Raw genomic sequence first — 26,555 nt, 5'->3', positions numbered from 1 at the left:
ATTATCTTAAACCCTGGAGGATTATCGGCTTGGACTTGCTGCTAGGATCGGCAAGGCCGAGCATCTCTTTGTCCGCATTCGGACCGTACTTGCAGTAATCCACAAGTGACGGCTCGGTCTTCATGAATTTACCCTCCTTGATACGGAAGGAAAACTCGGTGAAAACCGGTTCGACTGCGGCTTTCAGTGCGGGGATGACATCGCGGTTCTCGATCTCGAGAAGAACGGTGCCTACATGAACCTGAAGGGGGATCTCCTGCTCGCCGACATGGATGGTCTTCCTCATAGGATGAGGATTGGCCTGTCCTCTGGCCGGCCCGTAGGGGATCGTTACCGGGAGGCGTTGTCCGTTAAGGACCATACGCCGTACTCCGGGAACACTCACAATCCTGTTCAGTAGTTTCTCCGTTGTCTCTGGATTCATCAGACGCTCTGAATCAATCCTGCACTGGGGGAACGTGGCTTCAGTCATTCGTATCCGATGGGGCTTAGATGCCCTTTGCAATTGCCTGGATCGGCTTCTTGAATGCGTCAAGCTGTCCGAAGGTGTCCTGGTAGATCTTCGACGTGTGTTCTGGGCCGAATATCTGGGTTCCTGCGTCGAGTGCACAGGCTGCAGCAATACAGGGCATGCCTACACCGGCTGCGTGCCTGGTTACGACGTGGTTACCGTTGAAGATACCGGGGCCGCCGCCACCGTAGATCGAGTGGCTGAAGAACGAGAAACCAACTGCGACACCCATTGCACGACCGAAGTCGGAGCCTGGGAGACCGGTCTCGTGCTCGAGCAGGTCGTTGAAGTAGAGCAGGGTTGCTGAGACTGCCTGGGCGAAACGTCCGGCACCGCAGTTGACCATGGTTGCTGCAAGGGTACCTGCAGATGCGTAGGCGTTCCAGAGCATGGGGTCCTTGGTCTCGTAGAAGATGTAGCCGCTCTTGCCCTTCTTGCCTGCCTTGATGACCTTGTCTTCAATGGCACGCTCGACGAGGCTCTGCACGACGGTACCGATGGTACCGGTCTTGCCGTTCTTCTTGACGAGGTCGCAGACGATGTTGTTTGCGTTGAGTCCCTGGTATGCGTAGAGAAGGAGCTGGGCGCGCTCGAACGGGCCGACTGCGTTACCCATCTCGAACTGACCTGCCTGTTCGAAGGTGGCCATGAGGGTTGCTGCCTGCATTGCATTCCGGTGGGTCATCATGACCGCGTGGTTTGCGGGGATGTTACGGAGTGCATAGCCGAGGCCTTCGTTGAACTGGGGGATCGACAGAATCGAAACAACGTTGCCGCCCTGCATGTCCATTGTCTGCGGGTAGGTACCCCAGACTGCTGCCTTGACGTAGGAACCGTCGAACATGCCAACCTTGTACTGGTCGATGACCGCGTAGGTGGTGGCTGCTGCGACTACGGTTGATGCAACATCGTAGGTGGATGCTGCGTCCATACGGGCAGTTGGGATCTCGACGAGGAGCATCTTGCCGCCGCCGACTTTGGTGATCTTGGTGTTGTCACCGTCAGCTACCTGCACCATGTCCTTGATCTTGGCTGAGATTGCGTCACAGTCCTTGACACAGCTGCAGTTCATGCTGCGGCCGAGGATCTGGTTGGACTTGCCGCCGACCTTTCCGGTCTTGAGTGCGTCCTCGATACCTGCAAGGTTGACTGCTACGGTCCTCTTGGTCAGGTCGATAACCTGAAGTGCACCCTTGTTGGTCAGGGGGCTGATCTTGTCAAGAGTGACATTGCTCTTTAAGAGCTTACCCTCATCGTCGTAGAGGTCGATCGTGTCTTTGTATTTTGCCATTTGAATTCCTCCAAATTTTTTCGTTTAACCGCGGTACAATACAGTCGCTGAAAGTGAAAGTGTCCTATACAAGGAACACTGGAAATGAGTGAAAGTCGCTATTGCACGTCCCCTAAGATGGGACATTGAATAATTCCCAATTTTGCCATATAAGTATTGCTATTTTATGTCGGAACAATGATATATATTAATATATGAATACTTACTAAAAAAGAAGCAATGTTCAAATATTACATAACTACAGGGATTCTTTTTTTTACGCAGTATTAATATTGTATAGGAAAGTGGGACATATTGTTATGACGACCCTGTAAAAAGCCTACTTTCAGGTGCGCTCTCTATAAAAAATATCGGGTTGGGGACCTTCCGATCCCCGCACAACTTCCGGTTTTTTTGTTGTCGATGCATGCGTGACATGGACTGTAAATCAGACTGTTGCTTTTTTTTTAAAATCTCCCAAAAAAGGATTGCGTGCTGATGTATCCCCACCCGGTCACATCAGATTCTTCCTTGTGACAATGGCCGGTGCCTGTGAATATAAAATGGGTGGGGATCGTGTTCAGCACATACGCTGAATCACTTGGTTTTGAACTCTGTGAGGGGGCTGGGTCCGAGTTCGCGGATGGTGTTGACCACATCGGTAACTACGGCACCCCACTTTGCGCCTTCAGATGCCGATACAAAGGTCATCCTGAAGCGGCGGTCGTCAAGGCCGATGCTCTTCATTAAGCGCTTGACCATGAACATCCTTTTCGCTGCCTTGTAGTTGCCCTCAAGGTAGTGGCAGTCACCGAAGTGACAGCCTGAGACGAGAACGCCATCAGCGCCATCGGCGAAGGCCTTGAGTACGAAGAGGGAGTCGAGACGTCCTGTGCACATGACACGGACAATCCGGATGTCGGGCGGGTACTGGATACGACCGCCGCCGGCAAGGTCCGCACCGGCATAGGAACACCAGTTGCAGACGATACCCTGGATCTTGGGCTGCCAGATACCGGGGCCTCTTTCAGGGATTGAGAAATTTCCTGGTGCAGACATTACTGTTCACCTCCGAGCAGGAAGGCATCGATCTGTGCCACGATCTGTGGCGTTGTGAAGTGGTTCATCCAGATTGCACCGCCGGGGCAGAAGCCACCGCAGGTACCGCAGCCTTTACACTTGGCCTCGGTGACATTCATGACAATCCGTCCGTCTTTCTCGACAAGCGCAAGTGCGCTGTAGGGGCAGAGGTTGACACACATGCCGCAGCCTGCGCACTTCTCCTCGATACAGGTGGCGAAGTAGGGCTCGAGCTCGACTTCTCCCATGTGGATCGGGATGCTGGCTGCTGATGCTGCACCTTCTGCTGATGCTACGGTGTCAGGGATATCCTTGGGTCCCTGGCAGACACCGGCAAGGAAGACACCGGCTGTGGTGGTTCCGCACGGGTTCAGCTTCGGGTGGGCTTCAAGGAGCCATCCGTCCATTGAGCAGGAGACTCCGAAGAGCTTGCGGGTCCGGTTGGTATCCGCTGCTGGCTGGATTGCAGCTGCGAGCACGACCATGTCGACTTCCACATCGACCGGGCGGTCGAGGAGCGTGTCGTCCGTCATGACATGGAGGTTCTTGGTTTTCTTGTCCTCGATGATGTTGGCGACACGGCCGCGGATAAACTTCGCGCCTTCGTCCTGGATACGGTAGTAGAACTCTTCGTACATCTTACCGAACGACCGGATATCCATGTAGAAGATATAGGGGACGCATCCCGGGATCTTTTCGATGATCTGGTGGGCGTGTTTCAGCGAGTACATGCAGCAGAACCGGCTGCAGTAGGGCTTGCCGGTGCCGGTGTTGTCACGGGAACCTGCACAGAGTACGAATGCAACCCGCTTCGGGGTCTCGCCATCGCTCGGGCGTACCAGGTGGCCGCCGGTTGGACCGGATGCACAGATCAGCCGCTCGAACTCAAGGCTTGAGATAACGTTCTCGTACCGCTTGTATCCCCATTCCAGTTTGTTCTCGATGGGGAAGATGTCGTACCCGGTAGCGAGGATGACCGTTCCGACCTTGACCTTGATGAATTCGTCCTTCATCTCGAGGTCGATTGCCCGCTTCTCGGGACCGCAGGCGGTGACACAGATGCCACACTTGACACAGGAGTCGAAGTCAATGGTGTAGATGAGGGGGACGACCTGTGGGTGGTTGACGTAGATGGCCTTTCTCGGTTTCATGCCGATTTCGAACTCGTTGGGCTTGACAACCGGGCAGGCTGTCTCACAGTCACCGCAGCCGTTGCAGCCACCGCCGACAATACCCTTGGCTTCGGCTTCCTTGGGGGTCATCACACCGCGGGCTTTCTTGCGGATGGTGACATCGAAGTTACCGATGTAGCCTTCGACTTCATGGACCTCGGACCAGGTCATGAGATCGATCTTCTCGCTCCTGCCGACATCCACCATCTTTGGTGTGAGGATACACTGCGAACAGTCGAGGGTCGGGAAGGTCTTGTCGAGCTGGGACATACGTCCGCCGATGCTCATGTCCTTCTCGATGAGGTAGGTCTTGATCCCTGCTGCTGCAAGGTCAAGGGCTGCCTGCATACCGGCAACACCGGCACCGACAACCATGGCTGCCTTCTCAACCGGCACTGACTTCGGGTGGAGATCCTCAAGGAGTGCTGCCTTTGCAACGGCAATCTTGATGGCATCGATTGCCTTGTCCGTTGACCCAACGCGGTCGTGCATGTGCACCCACGAGTTCTGGTCACGGATGTTTGCCATCTCGAACCGGAACGGGTTCAGGCCGCCATCCTTGGTGGCTGTCCTGAAGGTTGGCTCGTGGAGACGCGGGGTACATGCTGCGACGACAACACCGGTCAGCTTGTGTTCCCTGATTGCCTTCTGAATGACCGTCTGCCCGGGCATCGAACACATGTACTTGTAGTTGTCAACAAAGGCTACATTCGGGACGGCCTTTGAGGCATCCTGTACGGCATCGATATCCATTGACCCGGCAATGTTGGTACCGCAGTGACAGATGAAGACACCGATACGTGCCTCCTGCTTGGCGGTGCTGCCGACGGCCGCGGGTGCCTGTTTCTTGACTTCCTGTTTCACGGGAGCTACCTTCTTGGTGTCCTCTTTCTTGGACTCGGTTTTCTTGGTGGTTGCTTTCTTCTTTTCTACCATCTTTACCACCTCAAAGCACCTTCTGCAGGAACGGCTCGCAGCTGATCCCATGGAGATCAAGCCCGAGATCCTGCGGACTCATTCCCTGTGCAAGACCGAGGAGTTCAGCGAAGTGAAGAACCGGCAGGTTGTAGGTAACGCCGAACTTCTCCTGAATCTCGATCTGACCGCGGTCAAACTGGAGCTGACAGAACGGGCAGATATCGGTGAGTGCATCCACCTTCTCTTCCTTTAAGTTGATCAGCTTCTCGTTGGTGATATCGAGTGCATGCACGATATCGTACCCGCGGACACCGCCACCGGCACCGCAGCACTGCATCTTGTTGCGGTATTCCACCGGGGTTGCGCCAAGGGCTGAAACGAGTTCTTCCATCCACATGGGGTGCTCGGTGTTGAGCATGACTTCCTTCTCGAACTCCCGGTCCTTGTGGGGCTTGACCAGGTGGCAGCCGTAGTGGACGGCGATACGTGCACCGGTAAGCGGGTTTGTCACGCTGTCGCGGACCTTTTCAACGCCGATAAATTTGTCGTTGTAAAGAAGCTCAGCGGTGTGGTAGACATTGATAGTACCCTTGTACTCCATGTCCACTTCCTTGAGGACTTCGTTGACGGCATCGCGGAGATCCTTGTTGTGCTTGAGCTTGTGGTTGACTTCCCAGATCGACTTGTAACAGCCGTTGCAGACAAGGGCGATGTCCATCTTCATCTGCTCGGCAAGCACGAGGTTCCGGGCTGCCATTGCATAGAATACGGCGAGATCGATCGAACCGAATGCACCGGGTGCGGGGCAGCAGCTTGCTCCTTTAAGGGGAACGAGCTCGACGCCGAGTTTCTTCATGGCCTTGATGGAGGCGGATTCGACACCGGGGTACCGGTTCGGGGCAATGCATCCAAGGTAGAATGCGAACTTGTGGTTAGCGCCTGATTCAGACATGGTATCTTATCCCTCCCTCTCCTTGATGATCCGGTCGGCATTGGCCTTGAGTTTGTAGTGGTCAAGGATCTTCCGGATGCCGGGCATATATTCCGGATACATGTGGGTGGTTGGCGGGTCGCGGGTGAGTCCGAGTTTCTCGCGGGCTGCACGGTTGACATCGTTGTTTGGCACACCGTGGCCTGAAGCGTAGATAGCCGTAACGGTCTTTAAGAAGTTGACCGGGACGATATCTCTCTTGAAAGCGAGGTTTCTCATGGACATGATGACATCGGTTGGGATGATGTCACGCGGGCAGCGGTCTGAACAGCTGTAACAGGTTGTGCACAGCCAGAGATCCGGGTCGGTGAGTGCTTCGTTCTCAAGCCCGAGGACCGCTCTCCTCATGAACTTGCGGATGCGGTAGGTGCTCCGGGGAGCTGACGGGCAGGAGCCGGTGCAGGTACCACACTGGTAGCACATGTGGGCAATGGTGCGTGAGATAGCCTTCACATTCTTGGTGAATTCGGGGTTTGAGTCCTCGCGGAAGTATCTCTGATCATGGAGTTTCTTCTCCAGCGCTTCGGGGTAACCTTTTGTTCGTGCCATACTGCTCACGCCTTCTCCATCACTTTAAGGTTGACCTGTCCGGAGATTTCCTCTTTAACTTTCGAGGTTCTCTTGGTGCAGAGTTTCGCCTTGATCTTGTTGAACAGGTCGGTCTCCTTGCCCTTTATGCGGATACCGGTCCTGTTCAGGACAATAATATCCTCACCGGGACATGCATTGACACAGGCGCCGCAGAGGATACAGTAGTCCTTGTTGACGGCGATGTTCTTTTCAATGCTGTCCAGTTTCATGTCTGCAGCGGGGATTGAAGAGGGCAGGTAGATTGCATTGGCCGGGCAGATGTCGGCACAGGTGGAGCAGCCGCCGGGGCACTTCTCCGCGTGGAACTCGATATCGCCCTCAAAAATCTTCTCAACGGTGATAGCTTCGGTCGGGCAGTTCTTTGAGCACCATGTACAGGTGCAGCAGTTGTCCTGGATTATGCTGACCTTTCCGTCAACCTTGTCGGAAATGATCTCGCGTTCGACGGTGATACATTCCTCGGGGCAGGCTTCAACGCACACCTTGCAGGCATCACATTTCGTCTCGTCCCAGACCACTTCACCTTCAACTTTACCGGTTTCGGCGGTGAATTCCTTGTGTTTCACCACGATTGCGGGGCAGAGTGCACCACAGAGGCCGCAGAGCGAACATTTCTCCTTGTCCACGGTAAAGGTTGTCTTCTTCTTCATTGCGGCTGCTTTGGGCTTTCCGCCTGCAACCGGTCCCTTGTAGGTTCCCTCGTAGGCAGGGACATTGCGATCAATTGCATCCCTCGGGCATACCTCTTCACAGATGGTACACTTGACGCATTTCTCGTCATTTATCTCCGCCTTCATATCATATTGCGGGAACCCTTCCTTCTCAAGGATTGGGAGTCTCTCCTGTCCGTCCACCTTCAATGTCAGCGCATTGAACGGGCACATGATGACGCAGACACCACAATATGAACACTTGGTTTCGTCTACATCAATAGGGGCAGCGTAATTGATTGCGCCACGCCTTGTCGCACCGACAAGCCCGAGAACGATTGCCTCCTCAGGACATGCCTCGACACATATACCGCATCCCGTGCAGGTTTCTGCATTGAGAATAAGGTTGCTAACGTTCTGAAGGAGTTTCTGCTCCATCACTACGTTAACTCCATCCTTCTTTTTAGAAAACTTTGGAAACAATGCCATGAAATAACCCTCACGTGGTTTTTATTGTACCTTAACTGCGGACCTGGACTCCCAAGGGCCTCCAAGTCTGATAAGACTGTACGGGCATGCATGAACACAAACGCCGCACCCGGCGCAGAGCTTCCCCCTGAAGTCCAGGACAACGGATTTCCCGTCCCTGACATTGTAGATCTTGTCTGTTGAAACAGGATCCACCGTGTGAAGCTCTAATGCGTCCACAGGACATGCAACTACACAATTATTACAGCCAGTACAACGTTCCATGTTTATGTGCACTGCAAATGCCATTCAGCTTTTCACGCACCAGCTATGATCGATTCTAAAATCGACTAACAAAAAGTGGTAGAAGAATGTAGATAAATGTTCTGAAATTTACCGTAAAAATTGGGCAATTTATTGAAGTTTTTTAATTTTAGTTTATATACGGTTTATAAATATCAATCATATCTGGTGTACTTTTTTGGGGATATTATATGCGCTTACGTGCGCTCTGATCCCATAAATCAAATTAGAAAATTTATTCAACCACCATCATGGTACCTTTGTAGTACCGGAGGTTATCATATGGAGATCAACGGCGTTACAATCGACGATACCTATGCAGAGGCATTCCCCACCTGGGTGTGCCGTATTATTATTACTGCAGTTACGAAGGAATGGGCAAAGAAAGCAGCAACCGAGGCAACCGGCTTTGCCACATCTGCTATCGGCTGCCCGTGCGAGGCAGGCATCGAAGGCTATGTCCCCGCGAGCGAGACTCCCGACGGGAGACCCGGTGTTGCAATCCTGATCTGTGCGAGCAAGAAGAAACTCAAGGAGCAGGTAGTTGAGCGCCTTGCAGAATGTGTCCTTACTGCACCGACAACGGCTGTCTTCAACGGCATAACCACTGCCGAGGAAAAGATCCCGGTCAAGCTCCACTTCTTCGGCGACGGATACGAGTACCAGAAAGAGGTAGGCGGACGCAAGTGCTGGGTCATCCCGATCATGAACGGTGAATACATTGGCGAAGAAGAGTTCGGCATTGTCAAGGGTGTTGCCGGCGGTAACTTCTTTGTCATGGGCGAGAACCAGATGGCTGCTCTCATGGGTGCCGAGGCGGCAGTCGGGGCAATCGATGCCGTCCCCGGTGTCATCACCAGTTTCCCGGGTGGCATTGTCGCAAGCGGCTCGAAAGTTGGCAGCCTGAAGTACAAGTTCATGGTTGCTTCAACAAACGAGAAGTACTGTCCGACCCTTCGCGAGAAAGTTGCGGATACTAAGATACCTGCCGGTATCAAGGCAGTGTACGAGATTGTCATCGATGGTGTTGACGAGAAATCCGTGGCAGCCGCAATGGGAGCCGGTGTCAGGGCAGCCGCAATGGTGCCCGGTGTCAAGTTCATCTCGGCCGGTAACTTTGGCGGCACGCTCGGACCGTTCAAGATCGACCTTCACAAGGTCCTTTAACTTTTTTTTGTGAAAATTTTCTGAACGTTTCGATTTCTATAAATAGAGTTATTGCCGATTATTTTGTTAACGAAATTTTCGGCGATAACATGATCACCCTGACTCCCGACGACGTGAAGAAGCGGTTCGGTCCGCTCTTTGCCCAGAAATTTCTCGTGATGGTGGACGAACGTGCCGGCAGGGCCGAGATTCTTGAACAGTGCAGGGCCCGTGGCCCCATTGAATGGGATGCCATGAACCGGCGCCGGGCCGGTGGAGCCGTGAGCGGGGTTGTCGTAGAGGGGGCCTCCATGACGATCCAGGCACGGCTGGGAAAGCACCCGGTCAATTTTGGTGCAGCTGCAGGTTCTATCGGTGGCCAGGCTCTTGAGGGTGTCGAGGTTTCCGGAGACGAGGTCATCACTACCTGGTCCGGCATTGCCGGAGCCGGTGTGGGTGTTGCGGCCTGTCTCCCCCAGGCCCCCGGCGTGCTGCGGGCAGAGTACCCCACGGAAGATGACCTGAAGATCGGTGGTGCCCGGACCAACCACGTCCGGATCGTCACGCCGCGATACGAGAAAGTATGTATCGGGATCGATGATACCGATACGAAAACCGAGGGGGCGACCTGGGTTATGGCCCTCAAATGTGCTGGCGCCTGTGCCATCGAAGGCGTTGAATTTTTGAATATGCGCCTCGTCCAGCTCAATCCCGAGGTTCCCAATAAGACAACCAACTGTGTTGGATCTGCCCTGAACTTTGCGGTGAGGCCGGGAAAAGTTTCTGAACTGTTGGAATTTGTCCGGACGTTTGTGGAAAAGAATACCTTTTCCCAAGATACCGGTATATCGGTGTACCGGGGCCTCTCCTTTCCTGTTGAGTCGCCTGCCCGCAAATGGGTGAAGACTGAGATCCTGACCCTTGAGCAGGCGGAGCGGGAGGCAAAGGCTCTCGGAATTATATTCATCGACCGCAATGGCCGGAAAGGGCGCATCGGGGCTCTCGGGGCCGTGCTCTGGGGTAATGAAGGGATCGAAGCGGCGGGGTTGTATGGCGAACATCTCTGAACCGTACGTTATCCATTACCCGAAGATCGTTGCAGTAGCCGATGCGTCCGGTAAAAATGTGGAACTGGTGGAGTTCTTTGAATGTGTCGGTGGTGCGATGTGGACGCAGCACCACTATGCCCAGAGTCCAATCGTCAAGGATGTCCGCTGCGTTGGATCGACCACCCGGTACCGGATCAGTCCCGGTTCGGTGAATCTTGCGCTTGAAGGTTCCCGGTTCCCGGCAGGCATCTCTGCCTGCACGGTAGATTCCTCCGAGATTGCGATTACCTATATCGGCATGGGTGGCGGTGGCGTGGGTGCTGCTGCCTGCCGGTCGGATGCCAAAGGTGTCCTGCGGAGCAGGAGCGACCCGGCCGGGGGAGGAAAAGTTGCCGGTGCCACCCTCTGGCTTCCCCGCATGCAGCGGGTGCTCATTGGCGTTGACGACACCGATACACCTGAAGAAGGGGCGACCTGGACGCTTGTCCATAATATCGCAAAAGCCGTGGAGGACGAACAATCCGTGTACCTCTCGCACACGATTGTCCAGCTCTATCCGGTTCCCTACCGTACCAAGAACTGCGTGGGCCTTGTTGCCGAGTTTGCAACGTCCGATCCTAAAGGGCTGGTTGACCGGTTCCATGCCCTGCTGGAACGGTACACACTTTCAAAGAAGACCGGTATGGCCGTGTATACCGGGTTTACCCCGTCCGAAGAACTGCTTGCATTTGGCAGGAACGTCAAACGTGGGGAAGTGGAGCCCGGGCTCCTGGATTCTCTCAGGGATGAGAACCTGGAGATCATCATGAACGGGCGGGGAATTATCGGAGCGGTTGCTGCCATCCCGTTTTACACGAACTATCAGGAGGCGCTGGAACTATGCACTGGAAAGATCTGAAAGCAGAGTTGCTTGCCGTGGGATCGGCCCGGCTTACCGGTGAACCTGCCGGGGAATACATCGCAAAATCGACAGCCGGCCCCGGCGCCGGGGGAGCGGGAGCTGTCTTCTTTGCCATGGGCAGCCACCGGGTAAAATTCGGCCTGAATCCAAAAAGCACCATCGAGATTGCCCACCGGGGAGACGGGGTTGCGGATCTGTATTATCTCGGAAACCTGATTCCGGGAAAGCTCCTGAAGCCAGGGTGCCATTGCCCCGACCAGGCATTCATCACTGTTACGGGATGCTGCATATTCAAATGCCGTTACTGCCCGGTTCCCGGAGAGAACGGGAGGCGCAAGACCATTGAAGAAATAATGGCAATGGTCGAGGCGGTGCGCCACAGGATCAGTGCAATCTCCCTCACAAGCGGCGTCCTTTCGAGTATTGAAGAAGAGGAGGTCTACGTGCTCGAAGTGGTGAAACATCTCCTGTTCTTCGGCCTTCCCATCGGTGTCTCCATTTACCCCACGGATCAAACTCCCGACCGTCTCAAATCTCTCGGGGTTACTGAAGTGAAATTCAACCTGGAAGCCGCGACTCCGGATCTTTTTAAAACCATGTGCCCTGGACTGGATTACGACCAGATCTGGCGGGCCCTCGACCGGTCCGTGGAACTGTTCGGTAAAGGTCGTGTCTTCTCCAACGTCCTGATCGGCCTTGGCGAGACCGACGGGGAACTGGATGCCTGTATTCGGAAACTGGCATCCCATGGCGTGATCCCCGTAATCCGTCCGCTCAATCCGGTTGCCGGTATGACCGGGACGTCCCGTCCCTCCGCAGAACGGCTGAAGAAAGCGTTCGGAATGCACGAACGGGCCCTTGCCGAAGCAGGGCTCGATGCACGGCAGGCACTCACCATGTGCACGAACTGTGCAGGCTGCGACCTGGTGCCCGGGAGGGATGCATGAAAGGGATCGATGCCCTCGTGGACGCCGTCTGCAGGTATACCGACCGGCAATATACGGTCCCCGGGTTTCCGGTCACGGATCTCGGCCGGCTGACCGGATCAGAGATGGTGATCAATGAGAAGACCGCTCTTGAATATGCGCTGGGCGACTCGCTCAGCGGGAAGAGGGCAGCGGTCATCATCAAGAACGTGGGTGTCAATGCCTGTGCCGATCCCCTTCTCCAGGCCGCAGCGCAGGGACTTATAAGTGGAGTCGTAATCGTGGCTGGTGACGATCCCGATGCGGCCGGCTCGCAGACTGCCCAGGATTCCCGGTATTACGGGGAACTTGCCGAACTTCCGGTTATCGAACCGGACGAGACCACCTGTTATGCCGGTATGGAAGCAGCGCTCGAGGCCTCGGAACAGTTTTCCCGGGTTGCACTGCTCCGCATTACGCCTGCAATCCTTGATGCGGATGTCTGCCCTGATGTTGTTCCAAGGCTTGACGGGAAAGGGCGGCTCTCCCCGCGAACCTGGACCATGAACGGCCGGGTGACTGCGTCCGAGGAGTTGTACCGCACAATGTTTGACTGGTCCAACAGGTCGACCCTGAATACTTGGAACGGCGAACCCCTGGGAGCCGGGCCCGCCCCGGGAAATTCCCGGGTCGTGACGGTCCACCCACTTCCTTCCCGGGCAGCGCAGATGAGCACGGTCAACGAGTACGGGAGGACATTTGTCCGCGACCATCGCGGGCTTTTGCCACCGGTACCGCAGAAGCGGCCGGAGGCCATGGAAGACCGGGGATTTTACCGCACGTTCTGTTCCAACTGCCCGTTCAAGGGCATGATGGATATCCTCAGGGAACGGGACATGCTGATGATCTGCGATGCCGGGTGCTCGGTGCTGGGGATGACTCCGCCATACGAGCTGGGGGTTGCCAGTTATGGTATGGGTGCGAGTATTGCGGTTGCCGCCCGGAGTACAGGTGTTGCCCTTATCGGCGATTATGCCCTCCTGCACTCCGGCCTCAATGCCCTGATTGATGTGTACGAGAAGAGGCTCCCGCTGTTGTGCATCGTGATGAAGAACCGCTGCACGGCGATGACCGGGAAACAGCCCACCTGCGATCCGCTTCCCTACTTGGCGTGGGCGGACCCGGTTGTCTGCAATGCACTGGATGTAACGATGCTGAAAAAAGAGCTCGTGGCCGGGGACAGGCCACGCACGCTGGTTGTTGAAGGAACCTGTCCCGAAGGATGCAGCCATGAAACCGTGGAATGTTGAGATCTGCGATGTAACGCTGAGGGACGGCGAACAGACACCGGGAGTTTCGTTCTCCTGCGAAGAGAAAGTGGACATTGCCCGGACGCTGGATGCCATTGGCATCGAGGTCATTGAAGCCGGTTTCCCGGCAGTCTCTCCGCATGAGAAACAGTGCGTGAAGACTATCGCAAACCTGGGGCTCGATGCCAGAATCTGCGGTTTTTCCCGGGCCCGTAAACCCGATATCGAGACCGCAATCGACTGCGATGTTGACATGGTGAGCATCTTCATCCCTACTTCCGAACTCCATGTCCGGCTCAAGTTCAAGAAACCCCGCGAACAGGTGCTTGAGGACGCCCTGAAAATGATCGACTTTGCCCGCGATCACGGCGTGCAGGTGAGGTTTGCCGCTGAAGACGCATCCCGGACCGATCTTCCGTTCTTAAAAGAGGTGTACCGAAGGGCGGCTGAACACGGGGCCGTGCTGCTCAGTTTTGCCGATACCGTGGGATGCCTGATCCCGACCGAGATGCAGCGCATCATGACCGATCTCGTTGCCTCGGTGGACCGCCCGTTCTGCGCCCACTGCCACAATGACATGGGATGTGCGGTGGCAAACACGCTCACCGCTGCCGAGGCCGGGGCGTTCCAGCTCCATACCACGGTCAACGGGATCGGCGAGCGGTCGGGAAATGCCTCGCTCGAAGAGGTGCTTGTTGCCCTTCGTATGAAGGCCGGCATCGAACGGTACGACCTGACCCAGCTGACCGCGTTGTCACATAAAGTAGAGAAATACTCCGGAATCACACTCCCCCGGAACAAGCCGGTAACCGGTGAACTGGCATTCTCGCACGAAAGCGGCATCCACATTGCAGCAATTCTTGAAGATCCCTCCACGTATGAGTATTTCCCTCCCGGCATGGTAGGCGGGGAGCGGCACTTCATCCTTGGGAAGCACACCGGCAAAAAAGCGCTCGAACACGTTGTGGCATCCCTTGGCTGCGAACTTACCGACAAGCAGATCTGCCGGGTGCTCGATCTCGTCAAGGACCAGTCCGAGCACAAGTGCAGCATCACGCCGGAAATCCTGCGGGGCCTGATCCGGCAGGCAAAGGAGTTCCCTGCATGAGCACCCTCTCCGAACGTATCCTTGGTGCGTCAGCCGGTGAATATGTTGACCGGAAGGTTGACCGCGCCTTTGCCTGCGATGGCACCGGTCTCCTGGCACTCGAGGCCTGGAAGAATATGGGTGCAGGCCACCTTGCCGAGACTACGGAATTATCTATCTTCTTCGACCACATCGCACCCGCGAACAACGCAACGACCGCCGCCCTCCAGCGCGAGCTCCGCGGGTTTGCAAAGAGTTCGTTCATGCAGTTCTCTGATGTCGGCGGGGGCATCTGTCACCAGCTTATGAGCGAAGGTGTCGTTCTGCCTGGTGAGATCGTTGTCGGGGCCGATTCCCACAGCGTTACGCTCGGGGCATTCGGTGCGTTTGCCACCGGTGTCGGTGCAACCGACATGGCTGCCATCTGGCTGACCGGTGAGACCTGGTTCCGGGTCCCGGAATCGGTGGGACTCCACATCACCGGGAAATTTACCGGTGCCGCCGAGGCAAAGGATCTTGCCCTCTCCTATGTAGGAAAACTGGGAACTGATGGTGCAACGTACCAGGCGCTCGAATTTGTGGGTGACGGGATGAAGAATCTCGCAATGGATGACCGTCTTGTCCTTGCCAACCTCTCGGTGGAAGCCGGTGCAAAGGCCGGCCTCTGTTATGCGGACGAGACAACCGTACGGTATCTCAAAGAACGGGGCCACGATGTTGTACCACAGGTTCCGGAACCCTGCGCCTATGTGCAGGATCTGGACTTCGATCTTTCCGATATTGTCCCGATGGTTGCCATCCCCCACCGGGTGGATACGGTAAAGCCGGTGGCTCAGATTTCCGGCCTCCCGATCGACCAGGTCTTTGTCGGCACCTGCACCAACGGGCGGTATTCCGACCTGGAACGGTTTGCCCGGATTGTCAAGGGAAAGAACGTTGCGGTGCGCACCATCGTTGTTCCTGCCTCTGCCGAGATCCTTGCAAAGACGATCCGGACCGGCGTGCTTGCCGATATCGTTGAAGCAGGCTGTACGATCGGCACCCCCGGGTGCGGTCCCTGCCTTGGCTACCACCAGGGCGTAATCGGCGAAGGGGAAGTCTGTCTCTCCACGGCGAACCGGAATTTCAAGAACCGCATGGGTGTCGGCGGGGAGATCTATCTCTCCTCGGTTGCGACAGCCGCTGCGAGCGCTCTCGAAGGCGAGATAACCGTGCCGGAGGTGGCCTGATGCAGGGCGAAGGCCTCGCGGTCTGCCTGCCGGCGGATATCGATACCGACCTCGTGATCGCGGGGCGGTACCTCCGGACCAAGGACCGGAGCATCTGGGCAGCCCATGTCTTTGAAGATCTCGATCCCACCATTGCCCCCCGGCTGAAAGGCTCCGTGATCGTTGCCGGGAAGAATTTCGGCTGCGGGTCGTCCCGGGAGCAGGCCACCGTTGCCCTCCGGGAAGCCGGAGTTGTTGCCGTGATCGCACCCACGTTTGCCCGGATCTTTTTCAGGAACGCCATCAATGTTGGTCTCCCGCTCATTGAATCGGACCTGAAATGCAGTGACGGGACGAAAATTGCCTTCAATATCCGGGACGGCTGGGTGGATGCTGCCGGAAAACGGTATTCAGTCCGCCCGCTCTCGCCCCGGATGCAGGAGATCCTAGCAGCAGGCGGCCTTGTGGAATACTGGAGAGCTCACCCATGATCTTTCCCGACCACTGCAAGTACGTGGGCCTCGCCTCCACCAAACCCTGTGACGACAAGGTCTACTTCCTGAGCCGGTATCTCCTCCGGGAAACCCCGAATGGGACAGAATTACAGGAAGTCGTGCTGGATCCTTCCGAAAAAGGGATGATGCGGGCCATCCTCTCGTTAAAGGTTCTTGCCGGACCCCGGGATGTGTATCATTACCCGGAGAAAGTCAATATCCATAACCGGACAAGGCTCCTCGAACTTGCCCGTGACTCCGGGTACCGGTGCACGGTCTTCACCAGTCTCGATGAGAACCGGACCTTTATCCTCGATCCGGATCTCTCCGGTCTGTTAACCCTCCACGTCTATGACGTGACCCCCCCACGGCCAAGCCTGTCGGCATGTATCCGGGAACTGGAATCAGCCGGCCTTTTTGGCAGCCTCTCAGTCCGGTTCTGCCACCATGTCCGGGACATTTCGGCCATTCATGCCGATGTCTATCCCTGCCGGGCGTCGGGGTTTTCAAAAACCCTGGATGCCGATCCCATGCACGGGGGGGAACAGGTTGCCGGCTGCCTTACCGCATCCCAGTTCTACACGGAATGTTACGGCACCAATTTCCATCTTGAAAATATCTGCCCCCTCGAATCCGTGCAGGAGGAACCGTTCATTGCCCGGTGCTGCCGCTCGGAGCGCGAAGGCATGACTGGCTGGCATGGGAAGACGGGTTCCATAGTCCACTGGGGTGCCGACCCGGTCCAGATCTACCGGTCGGTGACAGAACTGGTCTTTCGCTGGAGGAACTGAATGACAAAAATTGCGGTTGTCGAAGGAGACGGCATCGGCCACGAAGTGATCCCGGTTGCCCGCTCGGTACTTGAACTGCTGCACCCGGAGTTCGATTTTTTCCCTGTCGAAGTGGGGTACGGCATGTGGGAGCGGACCGGCTGCCCGTGCGCCGACAAGGAGATCCGCGAACTCAGGGAAGCGGATGCGATCCTGTTCGGGGCGATTACAACCCCTCCGATGAAGGACTACCAGAGCGTGGTCCTGCGGATCCGGAAAGCGCTCGATCTCTATGCGAACCTGCGGCCGGTCAAAGGAGACGGGTTCGACATCATGATTGTGCGGGAGAACACGGAGGGGCTCTACTCCGGCATCGAAGAGACCGGGCCGGACCGGGCAACAACGCTGCGGGTGGTCAGCCGGCACGGGACTGAACGGATCGTGCGGACCGCGATCCGGCTGGCACAGGAGCGGGTGGGTCTCCTGACCATCGGCCACAAGGCCAACGTCATCAAGTCCGATGTCTTTTTCCGGGACATCTGTCTTGCCGAAGCCAGGGCAGGCGGGATCGCGTATAACGACAAGTTCATCGACGCCCTCTCGCTCGACATCCTCCAGCACCCGAAGAATTACAGCGTTGTCGTCACGACAAACATGTTCGGTGACATCCTTTCCGATGTTGCCTCGTATCTTGTCGGGGGGCTCGGTCTTGTGCCGAGCGCAAACATCGGCGATCACTATGCCCTGTTTGAACCGGTGCATGGCAGCGCACCCGATATTGCCGGGAAGAATATCGCAAACCCGATAGCTGCAATCCGGAGTGCTGGAATGCTTCTCGATTACGTGGGTGACAAAGCCGGTGCCGTACGGGTGGAATCTGCAATTGAGACCGTTCTCGACCGGGGGTTCATGACCCGCGATCTCGGCGGATCGGCCGGGACACGGGAGTTTGGTAATGCGGTTCTCAATGTGCTGCAGCAACGGGCCTGAACTCTTTTTCAATGATTGACACCGGGTTATTCTCCCGGTCTCCCCCTCATTTTATTATCCGGTACCCGTTGCGGACAAGCACGTCTTCAGTACATTTTTCCCAGACCGACTCATCTGCGATCTGCACATCGCGTATTTCCCGGTCCCAGACCTCCCGGAGGCCGTGGTCCATGGTCCTGAGGAACCGGGTGGATTCCATCACCTTTCCGATCCGGTTTCCTTTGGCGTCCAGTACAAGTATCCGGAAGCAGGAATACTGGCGGCACAGGTCTGGGCGTGACAAATGGACGGTGCAGATGATCCGTCCCTGGGAAGCCTCACAAAGGAACGGGCATGACAGGGAACGCGTTGTGGTTGCAGCCCGTCCCAGAAACAGATCCCTTTTATCCGGATCAACTACAACCTGCCGTTCCTCACCGGTTGTTGTGTAACCAATCCGGAAGTGCAGGGGTGTCGTTTCCTCGAGGATCTCGATGACCTCCCCCATGGTGCTGCAGCACTCCCCACACTGCTGACAGGTAAATGTCACAAACCCACCTTTGTGATCCATCTCTTGTGGGAAGGTGAATAAATTGAACGATATGTGCGGGGACTTTTTTCCCCTCAATCCGGAAAATGGCGCTCCTGTACCAACTCTTATTACCGCCCAAAGTACATTTTTTCGCATGACACAAAATGAAGACCGGGATGAACGAAGACAACATGGCAGGCACTTTCTCATTCCTGCGGGGATACTCCTCGGTCTTGGTGTCGGGCTGATCGTCGGTTACCCGGCATCCGGGGTTCTCATCGGTCTTGGTCTGGGCTTCCTTGCATCAGCTTTCGTAAACGCCGCTGGAGGTTCCGGACAGGGTCAGGGCATATCGTGTTGCGGTAATGGCAGCCACTGGATATCGGCCTTTATCGGATTGTTCATGATCATTATCGGTATCAGTTTTGTCTGGGCACCGGTTCAGTTCTGGCCGTACATCTTCGGTCTTTTCCTGATCATCTTTGGTCTCTGGTTTATTGCGAAAAATTTCCGGAAATCCGGATGAACCTCTCCTTTTGGGTAACATCCTGGACCCGCGAGGAATTTTAAAATCTTCTTGTATCGCTTATTCTTAGCCGGGAACGTTCGTGGAGCGATGGCTGATGGAATTACTGCCTCATGGATTATCTTATCCTGCGCAACCCTCTTTTGTATTTCCAGGGTAACGAATGGATGTTGGAGCAGGTTATCCCGTAAAAAACCCTCTGGAACAGGTTCCCTCCCTGTTTTTCATATATGTAACCGCGAGGTTCAATTATTCCCGTTTTGAGGCAATATTTGGCGTACCCTCATGGTGCCAATATATGAGTTCCTCCTGACATCGTGATACAGGCAACGCCGGCACCGGCATGATGAACCCCTGTACGGGTTCCCTTGTGCACAGGAAAAGCCGGTCTTTGAATCAATGGAGGAACCATGAAAATAAAAACCATCTTTGCCAGTTGTATCCTGGTGCTGCTGATGGTATCGGCAGTATCGGCAGCAACTGACAGTACATCAACAACCTCGTCTACTTCGACATCATCCTCGACTTCGGATTCATCGACATCCGTTGATGCAGCAGCGCAGGTCTGCGTCACCAACGTGACTTTGGATCCGGAAGTGTTGTACCCGTACGAAGAATGTGCTATCTCGGTTACCCTTACCAATTCAGGGACTTCGGCTGTTGGTTTGTCTCATCCGGATCTCCTCAGTGACAAGATCCATGTAAAAACCCTCGACTCGTGGGACACCATGAGTTACATCGGGGCAGGAGCAACGATGACCTATACCTTTGTTGTCACTGCTGATCCCCCGGATGGAACCGACTATGCACTGTTTACAGTTGGAACCAAGAGCGGGAACTCTATTCATTACCCAATACGGATCAAGGTGGATTCCCGCGAAGTTCAGTCAACCGTATCCGGAAAACCAACAACGTTCTCCCAGGGTGAGGATGAGGCCGTCAACTTAACGCTCATCAACGTCCGGTCCGGCACCCTGAAAAACATCCTTGTCACCCCGTCAGGAAACAGCCTTGAGGTACAGCCCTCCCAGCAGTACGTCTATTCGCTGAGTGGACACGACTCTGTTGATGTTCCTTTCACGGTCAAAGCCGGTCAGGATTCCAACCTCACATTCCATGTCAGCTACATGAATGGAGATGTCGAACACACTCTTGATACGGTTCTCCCTGTAATTATCGACCATGATACGACATCGGTAGTGCCCGTCATCAATAACCTCGCCCTTACATCCAAAGGGTCTTACTACGACCTTACCGGCGATATCACCAACTCGGGTGTCACGGATGCAAAAGGCCTTGTTGTTTCGGTTGGTTCCCCTGCGAAAGGTACTGAAACCTATCCCGAATACGCCATCGGCAGCCTGGCCTCCGATGATTCCGGTAGCTTCGAACTGACGTTTACATCAACGGATCTGTCGTCAGTTCCGTTAATTATCAGCTGGAAAAACGCTGATGGAAAACTCTACAAGCTCACAAAAACCCTGGACCTCACCACCTCGTTAGGATCTCTGAGTGGCAGTACAAGCGGAACCGGCACGACAACTGGATCTTCCGTGAGTTCCGGGATGATGGCCGGCGGCCCCGGTGGAATGGGTGGCCCCGGTGGCCAGAGCACCAGTCTGTTCAGCAGCAAAGGCAACGGCCTCAGCTCGTTTTACCCGGTGATTGCCGCGGGGATCATCCTCGTTGTAGGGATCGTCCTGTATAAAAAACGAAAGTGGCTCCAGTCAAAGCTGAAGAAACAACAGTGAGGGGTCCAGTATGACCGATACCCCTCTTATCCGGCTCGCGGATGTATCCAAAGTATATCATCTCGAGGCCGGTGATTTCACTGCCCTGGATCATGTCTCGCTTGACATCCTGGACAATGATTTTGTTGCCATCATGGGACCTTCGGGTTCCGGCAAATCAACCATGATGAACCAGCTCGGGATCCTTGATGTACCAACGTCAGGAGAGCTTCACATTGCCGGGAGGAATGTGGCACAATTAACCAGCCTTGAGCGGACCCACATGCGCCGGGATATCATCGGGTACATCTTCCAGAAATTTTACCTAATCCCGCTCCTCTCGGCGTACGAGAATGTGGAATACCCGCTCATCCTGAAATACAAGAAAAGGGACACCAGCGGAAAAGCCGCTTCTCTCCTCGAAGCCGTAGGAATCAACCGGGAAATGAGTGCCCACCGACCCACCCAGCTCTCCGGAGGGCAGCAGCAGCGCGTGGCGGTTGCCCGTGCCCTTGTCAACGACCCGAAGATCCTTCTCTGTGATGAGCCGACCGGCAACCTTGACCGGAAGACCGGTGCCCAGATCATGGAGATCCTCTGTGGCCTCCACAAGGAGGGAAAGACGGTCATCATCGTGACCCATGATCCCAAGATCGCGGAATATGCACACCGGACAATCAGGCTTGAAGACGGGAGGATTGCAGAATCATGAAAGATATTTTCTTCGACCTGTCGGTCCGGAGTGTACGCCTGAATTATCTGCGTTCAATTCTGGCCTCAATCGGTATTGTTATCGGGGTAATAGCCATCTCCACAATGGGAATGCTCGGGACCAATATGCAGCTCCAGACAAAAGACCAGCTATCCGCCGGGGCAAATACCATTGTCATCACACCGGATGCGGTCCGGATGGGCCCACCGGGATCCAGCCCGTCCTCCTCCTCCGCATCATCGGTAATAACCAAGGCCCAGCTGAGCAAGATCAAGGTTGCTGCCGGAACAAATGCCAGTCATGTCATCCCCATTTATTCGACAAATACGGAATTCACGTTAAGCTCCACTCCGGGCAGGGGAACGGTCTACGGGATCGACCCTGCGGACATAACCGCGTTCCTCACGATAGTGGACGGGACGAATATCGAAGGGGCGAATGACGCTCTTGTAGGATCAACGATTGCATCGAGTTTCAACCTGAAACTCGGGAGCAAGATTAAGATCGGATCCGCCCAAACCGGACGTTCGGAAGTAAAGATCGTCGGGATTCTCGAGGAACGGGGACAGGCCGCGGACAGTGTCAGGACCGACAACGCCATCGTAGTTTCCGATGAATGGTACGTCAAGGAGTACGGCGGGGAATACGAGTATCCCCAGGTCAACGTGATCGTAAAAGATGTTGACACCATAACAGGAACCGAGCAGGTAATTGACGCGAAGCTCAACACCAATGAGAAAACACCGGTCGTGCGTGTTTCTGATGCAAGTACCATGCTCTCAAGCATCACCTCGACCCTGAGCACCATGACCACGTTCATCCTTGCAATAGGGGGCATCTCGCTCCTAGTCGCGGCCACGAGTATCTTCAATGTCATGATGATGTCGGTCACGGAACGGGTGCAGGAGATTGGTATCCTGCTCTCCATAGGAACAGAATCCGGGGAGGTGCGCCGGATGTTCCTGTACGAGGCATTCATCCTGGGTGTCCTCGGGGCCGTTATCGGAGGAATCGGCAGTCTCATCATCGGGTATTCGGTGGTGAGTTACATGATCGGAACAACCGAGTATTTCTTCCTGCCGGACAGTATTATTTACATCCCCGCAGGTATGCTAATCGGGATCGTTGTCTGTGTGATCTCCGGGTTATACCCGGCCTGGAGGGCCTCGAACATGGATCCGATTGATGCACTCCGAAGTGAATGATGCGCAGGCCGGACAACGCAATGCCGGGGGCAATGTCCCCTCCTGTCCCATAACCCCGAGAACCGTAACCGGTTCCCGGGGCCGGCTCTTTTTCCCGGAGCGGGCAGGGTCCAACCGGTGCCCCCGGGGGTGTCGGAGATCTTGAAATTATCTCCCTATGACACATTTTCTTCTGCGGGAATCTATGGGATTGCGTGTCCGTATCGCAATGAGTGGCGCAGATTTTTGGATCGCAATCGATCTCCGGCAAATTTTTTTCAATCGACCCCTCAGCCCCTGCCTGAAATTTTTCAATCGACCCCTGCTTGAACGGCCGGCCGGCTCACCCCGGAGAAAATGATTTGCTGTTGGATAAATATCCTACAATAGGATAATTATCCAACTGTAGGCAGGTTTACTAACACCCTTTGATCGCGATGAAAAATTTTTCAGCAGACCCTGGCTGAAAAAACGGTCTGGAGAAAACATCCGATGTGTTGTTGCATAATACCGATATCGCATTATTACATGCCCTGTGTCTTCACATTGCAAAGTATCCGTATCACGGGACCGGTATCCTTGAAAATACACCTCTCATGGTATGATGACGGGAACTGAAGCCCCCCCACCCCCGTGGCGGATCCGTGACGAAAGATCCTGTTTCTCCATGCTGATTGTCTATACTTCCGTGTTCAATTAATCCCGCCGGGGATTCATTATTACACGATCACCATACTGCGAATATAACATACCCCGTGCCTATCGTATCTCATGGTGACTGCCACGGACTGGCAATCATCCGGATGAGGAGGTGATGTGAAAAGTCCCCCATGTGGGAAACCGTACCTTAATACCCGCCGTCTGACACAGCATCCGTACCAAACCCTTCCTGTGACCGGCGCGTGGGTATCAACGATGACTAACGGCCCGGATGTACCGTAACGGGCGGGGGTCAGCACAGATACTATCAAGACTGCACAGAGATACAGGAGAGAAGAGAACCCAGATGAGGATAAAGGCACAGATCTCATGAGAGGAATGCAGAATATGGCATTATTCCCTTTGGAGGAAAGCAGGTCAGACCCTGTCTGGATTACCCGTTTTCCCAAGACCAGAATTCTGCATCAGTTCAATCCCTGCTACCCGGTGTTCTGACCCCCGCACCGGTAGCTGAATCCTCTTCTTTGAGTAATCTTTTTTCGCCCCGGTCTGTTGGGCCGTCTTACCATGATCCCTAAAACCGTGCCGGATCGCTTGCGCCCGTGTGATAAAAAAGGGAAATGCGACAGACTGGGGGTGTCCATCACTCAGGAGTTCAATTATTCACCATTCCGGCATATTATATCCCTTTCCTATATTCCGATAATAAATAACCTCGTGAAGAACAGGTTTTCATGAAAGAGCCTGTATTACCCTCCATACATCCCGGATTTGTTGTACCATTACGGTCTTTGGGAGCGATCCCATGAAACCGATACCGGTCTGTGCTGGTTGCCTTGTTATTCTGGCCGTGCTTCTCGTCCTGCCCGTGTCAGCGGTGTCAGCACCAGCCGCGTCATTTGTCGTGAATACTACCTCGGGGACCCTCCCCTGCGGCGTCCAGTTCATTGATACAACCACGAATACGCCGACTGCCTGGATCTGGTCCTTTGGGGATGGAGCAACATCTATGGAACAGAACCCCTCGCATGCCTACACCACTGCCGGAACCTATACGGTGACCCTTACCGCAACGAACGCGGGGGGGAGCGATACGGTGACCAGGACGGGGTACATCGCGACAATCAAGGCGTCAACCGCGCCAACGGCCACATTCGTATCAAATATCTCTTCGGGAACTGCATCGCTTGGGGTCCAGTTCGTTGACGCGTCGACCTACTCTCCCACCGGATGGGCCTGGTCTTTCGGGGATGGTGGTACATCGGCAGAACAGAATCCCGTGCATACCTACACCACTGCCGGAACCTATACCGTGACCCTGACTGCAACGAATTCGGGGGGGAGCGATACGGTGACCAGGACCGGCTTTATCACGGTAAGTGTATCGTCATCCGAACCTGTTGCATCCTTTGTCCCCACGTCCACAACCGGAACAATTCCCCTGGCCGTCCAGTTCGTTGATACCTCGACAAATTCCCCGGTAAGCTGGGTCTGGTCCTTTGGGGACGGCGGAACCTCTTCTGATAAGAACCCCTCGCATACCTACACCACTGCCGGAACCTATACGGTGACCCTGACTGCAACAAATACCGGGGGAAGTAACACGTTCACGCAGAGCGGGCTCATAACCGCATATTATGCGGTCCCGGTTGTCTCATTTTCCGCAAATACAACAACCGGTACAGCCCCTCTTGCGATCGTGTTCACAGACACGTCAGAGAATTTGCCGACATCCTGGTACTGGTATTTCGGCGACGGTGGCACCTCGACCGACCAGAACCCGACATATGAGTACACCGATACCGGCACGTATTCAGTCAGTCTTACTGCCACGAATTCTGCGGGAAGCAACACAACAACCAAAACCGGGTCTGTCACGGTCACCTCAATTACCTCACCGGTCGTGTCGTTCACATCGGACGTTACCACCGGGACGTATCCCCTGACTGTGCAGTTTTCTGACACCTCCTCGTACTCCCCGACAAGCTGGCAGTGGTCCTTTGGCGATGGGATCTCTTCGACCGAACAGAATCCGTCCCATACCTATTCCACTGCCGGCTCCTACACGGTCATCCTATCAGCAACCAATGCCGGGGGCAGCCGGACCAAAACGGTGAATGATTATATTGTAGTGTCCGGAAAGGCAGCCACGACCCTGCCGACAACCGTGCCAGTTTCCCTCGCAGCAACGATCGCACCTGCAGCAACAAGCACAACCACTCCCCTCCCGGTTACCGCCGCTGTAAACCAGAGCGTATCCGGATCCGGTGAATCCTCCGGTTTACTTCCCCTTATCGGGATCGTATTTGTGATCCTTCTGTGTGTCGGGATAGTAACCCTCAGAAGGAAACCCCCCCGGGGGCCCAGGAGATCCCGGGGCCGGGAGCTGTAAGTCATGCAAAATCCCCTTATGGGGATCCTGCCATCCCCTTTCAGTTGAATGGGAATGTACCTCTATCCTGTGATGGCTGGCTTACCTACGTCGAAGTGAAAATACGGATGATCGTCACGCATTCTGGATGTAAAAGGGGTTTTCCCTCTGGACCTCTGGTACGAGATTGTCTGGCATAATGTATACTCCCCGGTTCAATTAATGCCGTCAGGATTGCATTATATCACCCCCCTTATGCGTGGAATATAATACGGTCCCAATCGATTGGGATTCCGGATAATCCTCCTTTCAGGAGATCATTACCCAAAGACGATAGAAAAAATCACCATGGCTGAAGTATCCATCGCATGTAAGACGGAAACGCAACCGGCATTTCCGGGTGCACTGACACATTGCCTTCCAGAATCGGGAAAAACCGGATCTGACTACAGGCAATGCTGAAGTGTTCACGCGGATTACCGAAATTTTTACCGCGGTGATATTTCGGGAGACGAATTCTATGAAAAAGAGCAGTATACTTATGCTGATCGCATCAGCAATTCTCATCGCGGGAATCTTTGTCACGGGTTGTACCCAGGATTCCGGAAGTTCAACTACCCAGTCGAGCGGTAGTTCAGCATCAGCGAATGCCCAGGCACAGATTACAAAAACCGCCCAGGCAGAACAGCCTGCCAGCGGATCAGCCGCAGGGTCATCTGACCAGGTAAAGAGTGGCGACAAACCCCAGCTCAACCAGTCTGCCAGCGCACCCTCCGGGACACCTCCCGACGGTATGCAGATGAATGGCACACGCCCGTCCGGGACTCCTCCGTCAGGTACCCCGCCAGCCGGTGGCGACGGGTCAGCTCCCTCCGGCACTCCGCCTTCAGGCACACCCCCGTCCGGATCCTGATGCGGTACACCTTTGAACACTAAACCATTTTTTTAATCCAGCCCCGCATGATCCGACAGGTTTCATAACCCGAGAGGGTGATGCGGGATCAGTATCCATAAAACCACAGAGACCGGAGCACCGGTCCCTGAAAC

The 26,555-nt window shown here is 55.0% G+C and carries 25 protein-coding genes; 16 read left to right on the top strand and 9 right to left on the bottom strand.

Annotation, left to right across the window (positions count from 1 at the left end):
• Position 1 precedes the first annotated feature (1 nt).
• The 8 genes from mcrD to WC598_RS13655 all read right to left on the bottom strand — a co-directional run bounded on the left by mcrD (position 2) and on the right by WC598_RS13655 (position 7,960).
• The gene (mcrD, locus tag WC598_RS13690) at positions 2–472 is read right to left on the bottom strand and encodes a methyl-coenzyme M reductase operon protein D (protein WP_372962066.1); all 471 of its coding nucleotides are present in this window, start codon (positions 470–472) and stop codon (positions 2–4) included.
• A gap of 16 nt (positions 473–488) precedes the next feature.
• Positions 489–1,802: a coenzyme-B sulfoethylthiotransferase subunit beta gene (mcrB, locus tag WC598_RS13685; protein WP_372962065.1), complete on the bottom strand. Its 1,314-nt coding sequence runs from the start codon at positions 1,800–1,802 to the stop codon at positions 489–491.
• 576 nt (positions 1,803–2,378) lie between these two features.
• The gene (locus WC598_RS13680; protein ID WP_372962064.1) at positions 2,379–2,840 is read right to left on the bottom strand and encodes a hydrogenase iron-sulfur subunit; all 462 of its coding nucleotides are present in this window, start codon (positions 2,838–2,840) and stop codon (positions 2,379–2,381) included.
• Entirely contained in the window at positions 2,840–4,969 is a 2,130-nt protein-coding gene (locus tag WC598_RS13675) for a 4Fe-4S dicluster domain-containing protein (protein ID WP_372962063.1), read from the bottom strand. The genes WC598_RS13680 and WC598_RS13675 overlap by 1 nt, the downstream gene beginning before the upstream one ends.
• A 10-nt stretch (positions 4,970–4,979) precedes the next feature.
• Positions 4,980–5,903, bottom strand: a complete 924-nt coding sequence (gene hdrB / locus WC598_RS13670) for a CoB--CoM heterodisulfide reductase subunit B (protein WP_372962062.1) — start codon at positions 5,901–5,903, stop codon at positions 4,980–4,982.
• A 6-nt stretch (positions 5,904–5,909) separates the two neighbouring features.
• Positions 5,910–6,491, bottom strand: a complete 582-nt coding sequence (gene hdrC, locus WC598_RS13665; protein ID WP_372962061.1) for a CoB--CoM heterodisulfide reductase subunit C — start codon at positions 6,489–6,491, stop codon at positions 5,910–5,912.
• Between the two features lie 5 nt (positions 6,492–6,496).
• On the bottom strand, positions 6,497–7,672 hold the full coding sequence (locus tag WC598_RS13660) for a 4Fe-4S binding protein (RefSeq protein WP_372962060.1): 1,176 nt from the start codon (positions 7,670–7,672) through the stop codon (positions 6,497–6,499).
• A gap of 21 nt (positions 7,673–7,693) precedes the next feature.
• The gene (locus tag WC598_RS13655; RefSeq protein WP_372962059.1) at positions 7,694–7,960 is read right to left on the bottom strand and encodes a 4Fe-4S dicluster domain-containing protein; all 267 of its coding nucleotides are present in this window, start codon (positions 7,958–7,960) and stop codon (positions 7,694–7,696) included.
• 276 nt (positions 7,961–8,236) lie between these two features.
• On the opposite strand from WC598_RS13655, the gene fhcD reads away from it, so the two are divergent.
• The 10 genes from fhcD (at position 8,237) to WC598_RS13605 (ending at position 17,814) form a co-directional block, all read left to right on the top strand.
• A complete protein-coding gene (gene fhcD, locus WC598_RS13650) occupies positions 8,237–9,121 on the top strand; it encodes a formylmethanofuran--tetrahydromethanopterin N-formyltransferase (protein WP_372962058.1) in 885 nt (294 codons plus the stop codon).
• A gap of 89 nt (positions 9,122–9,210) precedes the next feature.
• The gene (locus WC598_RS13645; protein ID WP_372962057.1) at positions 9,211–10,167 is read left to right on the top strand and encodes a tRNA(Ile2) 2-agmatinylcytidine synthetase; all 957 of its coding nucleotides are present in this window, start codon (positions 9,211–9,213) and stop codon (positions 10,165–10,167) included.
• On the top strand, positions 10,151–11,047 hold the full coding sequence (mmp11, locus tag WC598_RS13640; RefSeq protein ID WP_372962056.1) for a methanogenesis marker protein 11: 897 nt from the start codon (positions 10,151–10,153) through the stop codon (positions 11,045–11,047). Before WC598_RS13645 ends, mmp11 begins: the two co-directional genes overlap by 17 nt.
• Positions 11,029–11,997 (top strand): radical SAM protein, encoded by a 969-nt coding sequence (locus tag WC598_RS13635; protein ID WP_372962055.1) that lies wholly within the window; start codon positions 11,029–11,031, stop codon positions 11,995–11,997. The genes mmp11 and WC598_RS13635 overlap by 19 nt, the downstream gene beginning before the upstream one ends.
• The gene (locus WC598_RS13630) at positions 11,994–13,265 is read left to right on the top strand and encodes a thiamine pyrophosphate-dependent enzyme (protein WP_372962054.1); all 1,272 of its coding nucleotides are present in this window, start codon (positions 11,994–11,996) and stop codon (positions 13,263–13,265) included. The genes WC598_RS13635 and WC598_RS13630 overlap by 4 nt, the downstream gene beginning before the upstream one ends.
• On the top strand, positions 13,246–14,373 hold the full coding sequence (locus WC598_RS13625; RefSeq protein WP_372962053.1) for a homocitrate synthase family protein: 1,128 nt from the start codon (positions 13,246–13,248) through the stop codon (positions 14,371–14,373). The genes WC598_RS13630 and WC598_RS13625 overlap by 20 nt, the downstream gene beginning before the upstream one ends.
• Positions 14,370–15,581: an aconitase/3-isopropylmalate dehydratase large subunit family protein gene (locus WC598_RS13620; protein WP_372962052.1), complete on the top strand. Its 1,212-nt coding sequence runs from the start codon at positions 14,370–14,372 to the stop codon at positions 15,579–15,581. The genes WC598_RS13625 and WC598_RS13620 overlap by 4 nt, the downstream gene beginning before the upstream one ends.
• Positions 15,581–16,051 carry a 3-isopropylmalate dehydratase gene (locus WC598_RS13615; RefSeq protein WP_372962051.1) on the top strand — a complete coding sequence of 157 codons (471 nt, stop codon included), beginning with the start codon at positions 15,581–15,583 and terminating at the stop codon, positions 16,049–16,051. The genes WC598_RS13620 and WC598_RS13615 overlap by 1 nt, the downstream gene beginning before the upstream one ends.
• A complete protein-coding gene (locus WC598_RS13610; protein WP_372962050.1) occupies positions 16,048–16,845 on the top strand; it encodes a hypothetical protein in 798 nt (265 codons plus the stop codon). The genes WC598_RS13615 and WC598_RS13610 overlap by 4 nt, the downstream gene beginning before the upstream one ends.
• Positions 16,846–17,814 carry an isocitrate/isopropylmalate dehydrogenase family protein gene (locus WC598_RS13605; RefSeq protein WP_372962049.1) on the top strand — a complete coding sequence of 323 codons (969 nt, stop codon included), beginning with the start codon at positions 16,846–16,848 and terminating at the stop codon, positions 17,812–17,814.
• A 46-nt stretch (positions 17,815–17,860) separates the two neighbouring features.
• On the opposite strand, the gene WC598_RS13600 is transcribed toward WC598_RS13605, so the two are convergent.
• Positions 17,861–18,343 (bottom strand): YkgJ family cysteine cluster protein, encoded by a 483-nt coding sequence (locus WC598_RS13600; protein ID WP_372962048.1) that lies wholly within the window; start codon positions 18,341–18,343, stop codon positions 17,861–17,863.
• Positions 18,344–18,479: 136 nt separating this feature from the next.
• Here WC598_RS13600 and WC598_RS13595 point away from each other — a divergent pair, with 136 nt between their 5' ends.
• From WC598_RS13595 to WC598_RS13570, 6 genes are all read left to right on the top strand, one after another.
• The gene (locus tag WC598_RS13595; protein ID WP_372962047.1) at positions 18,480–18,851 is read left to right on the top strand and encodes a hypothetical protein; all 372 of its coding nucleotides are present in this window, start codon (positions 18,480–18,482) and stop codon (positions 18,849–18,851) included.
• A 410-nt stretch (positions 18,852–19,261) separates the two neighbouring features.
• A complete protein-coding gene (locus tag WC598_RS13590; protein WP_372962046.1) occupies positions 19,262–20,602 on the top strand; it encodes a hypothetical protein in 1,341 nt (446 codons plus the stop codon).
• A gap of 10 nt (positions 20,603–20,612) precedes the next feature.
• Positions 20,613–21,293, top strand: a complete 681-nt coding sequence (locus WC598_RS13585; RefSeq protein ID WP_372962045.1) for an ABC transporter ATP-binding protein — start codon at positions 20,613–20,615, stop codon at positions 21,291–21,293.
• Positions 21,290–22,498 carry an ABC transporter permease gene (locus WC598_RS13580; protein ID WP_372962044.1) on the top strand — a complete coding sequence of 403 codons (1,209 nt, stop codon included), beginning with the start codon at positions 21,290–21,292 and terminating at the stop codon, positions 22,496–22,498. The genes WC598_RS13585 and WC598_RS13580 overlap by 4 nt, the downstream gene beginning before the upstream one ends.
• A gap of 1,444 nt (positions 22,499–23,942) precedes the next feature.
• Positions 23,943–25,529, top strand: a complete 1,587-nt coding sequence (locus tag WC598_RS13575; protein ID WP_372962043.1) for a PKD domain-containing protein — start codon at positions 23,943–23,945, stop codon at positions 25,527–25,529.
• A gap of 499 nt (positions 25,530–26,028) precedes the next feature.
• On the top strand, positions 26,029–26,421 hold the full coding sequence (locus WC598_RS13570; RefSeq protein WP_372962042.1) for a hypothetical protein: 393 nt from the start codon (positions 26,029–26,031) through the stop codon (positions 26,419–26,421).
• Positions 26,422–26,555: the final 134 nt, after the last annotated feature.

This window comes from Methanoregula sp. (assembly GCF_041645475.1).
GTDB lineage: Archaea > Halobacteriota > Methanomicrobia > Methanomicrobiales > Methanospirillaceae > Methanoregula.
The sequence above is the reverse complement of the archived record's forward strand: the minus strand, read 5'-3'. Positions and strand labels throughout refer to the sequence as shown.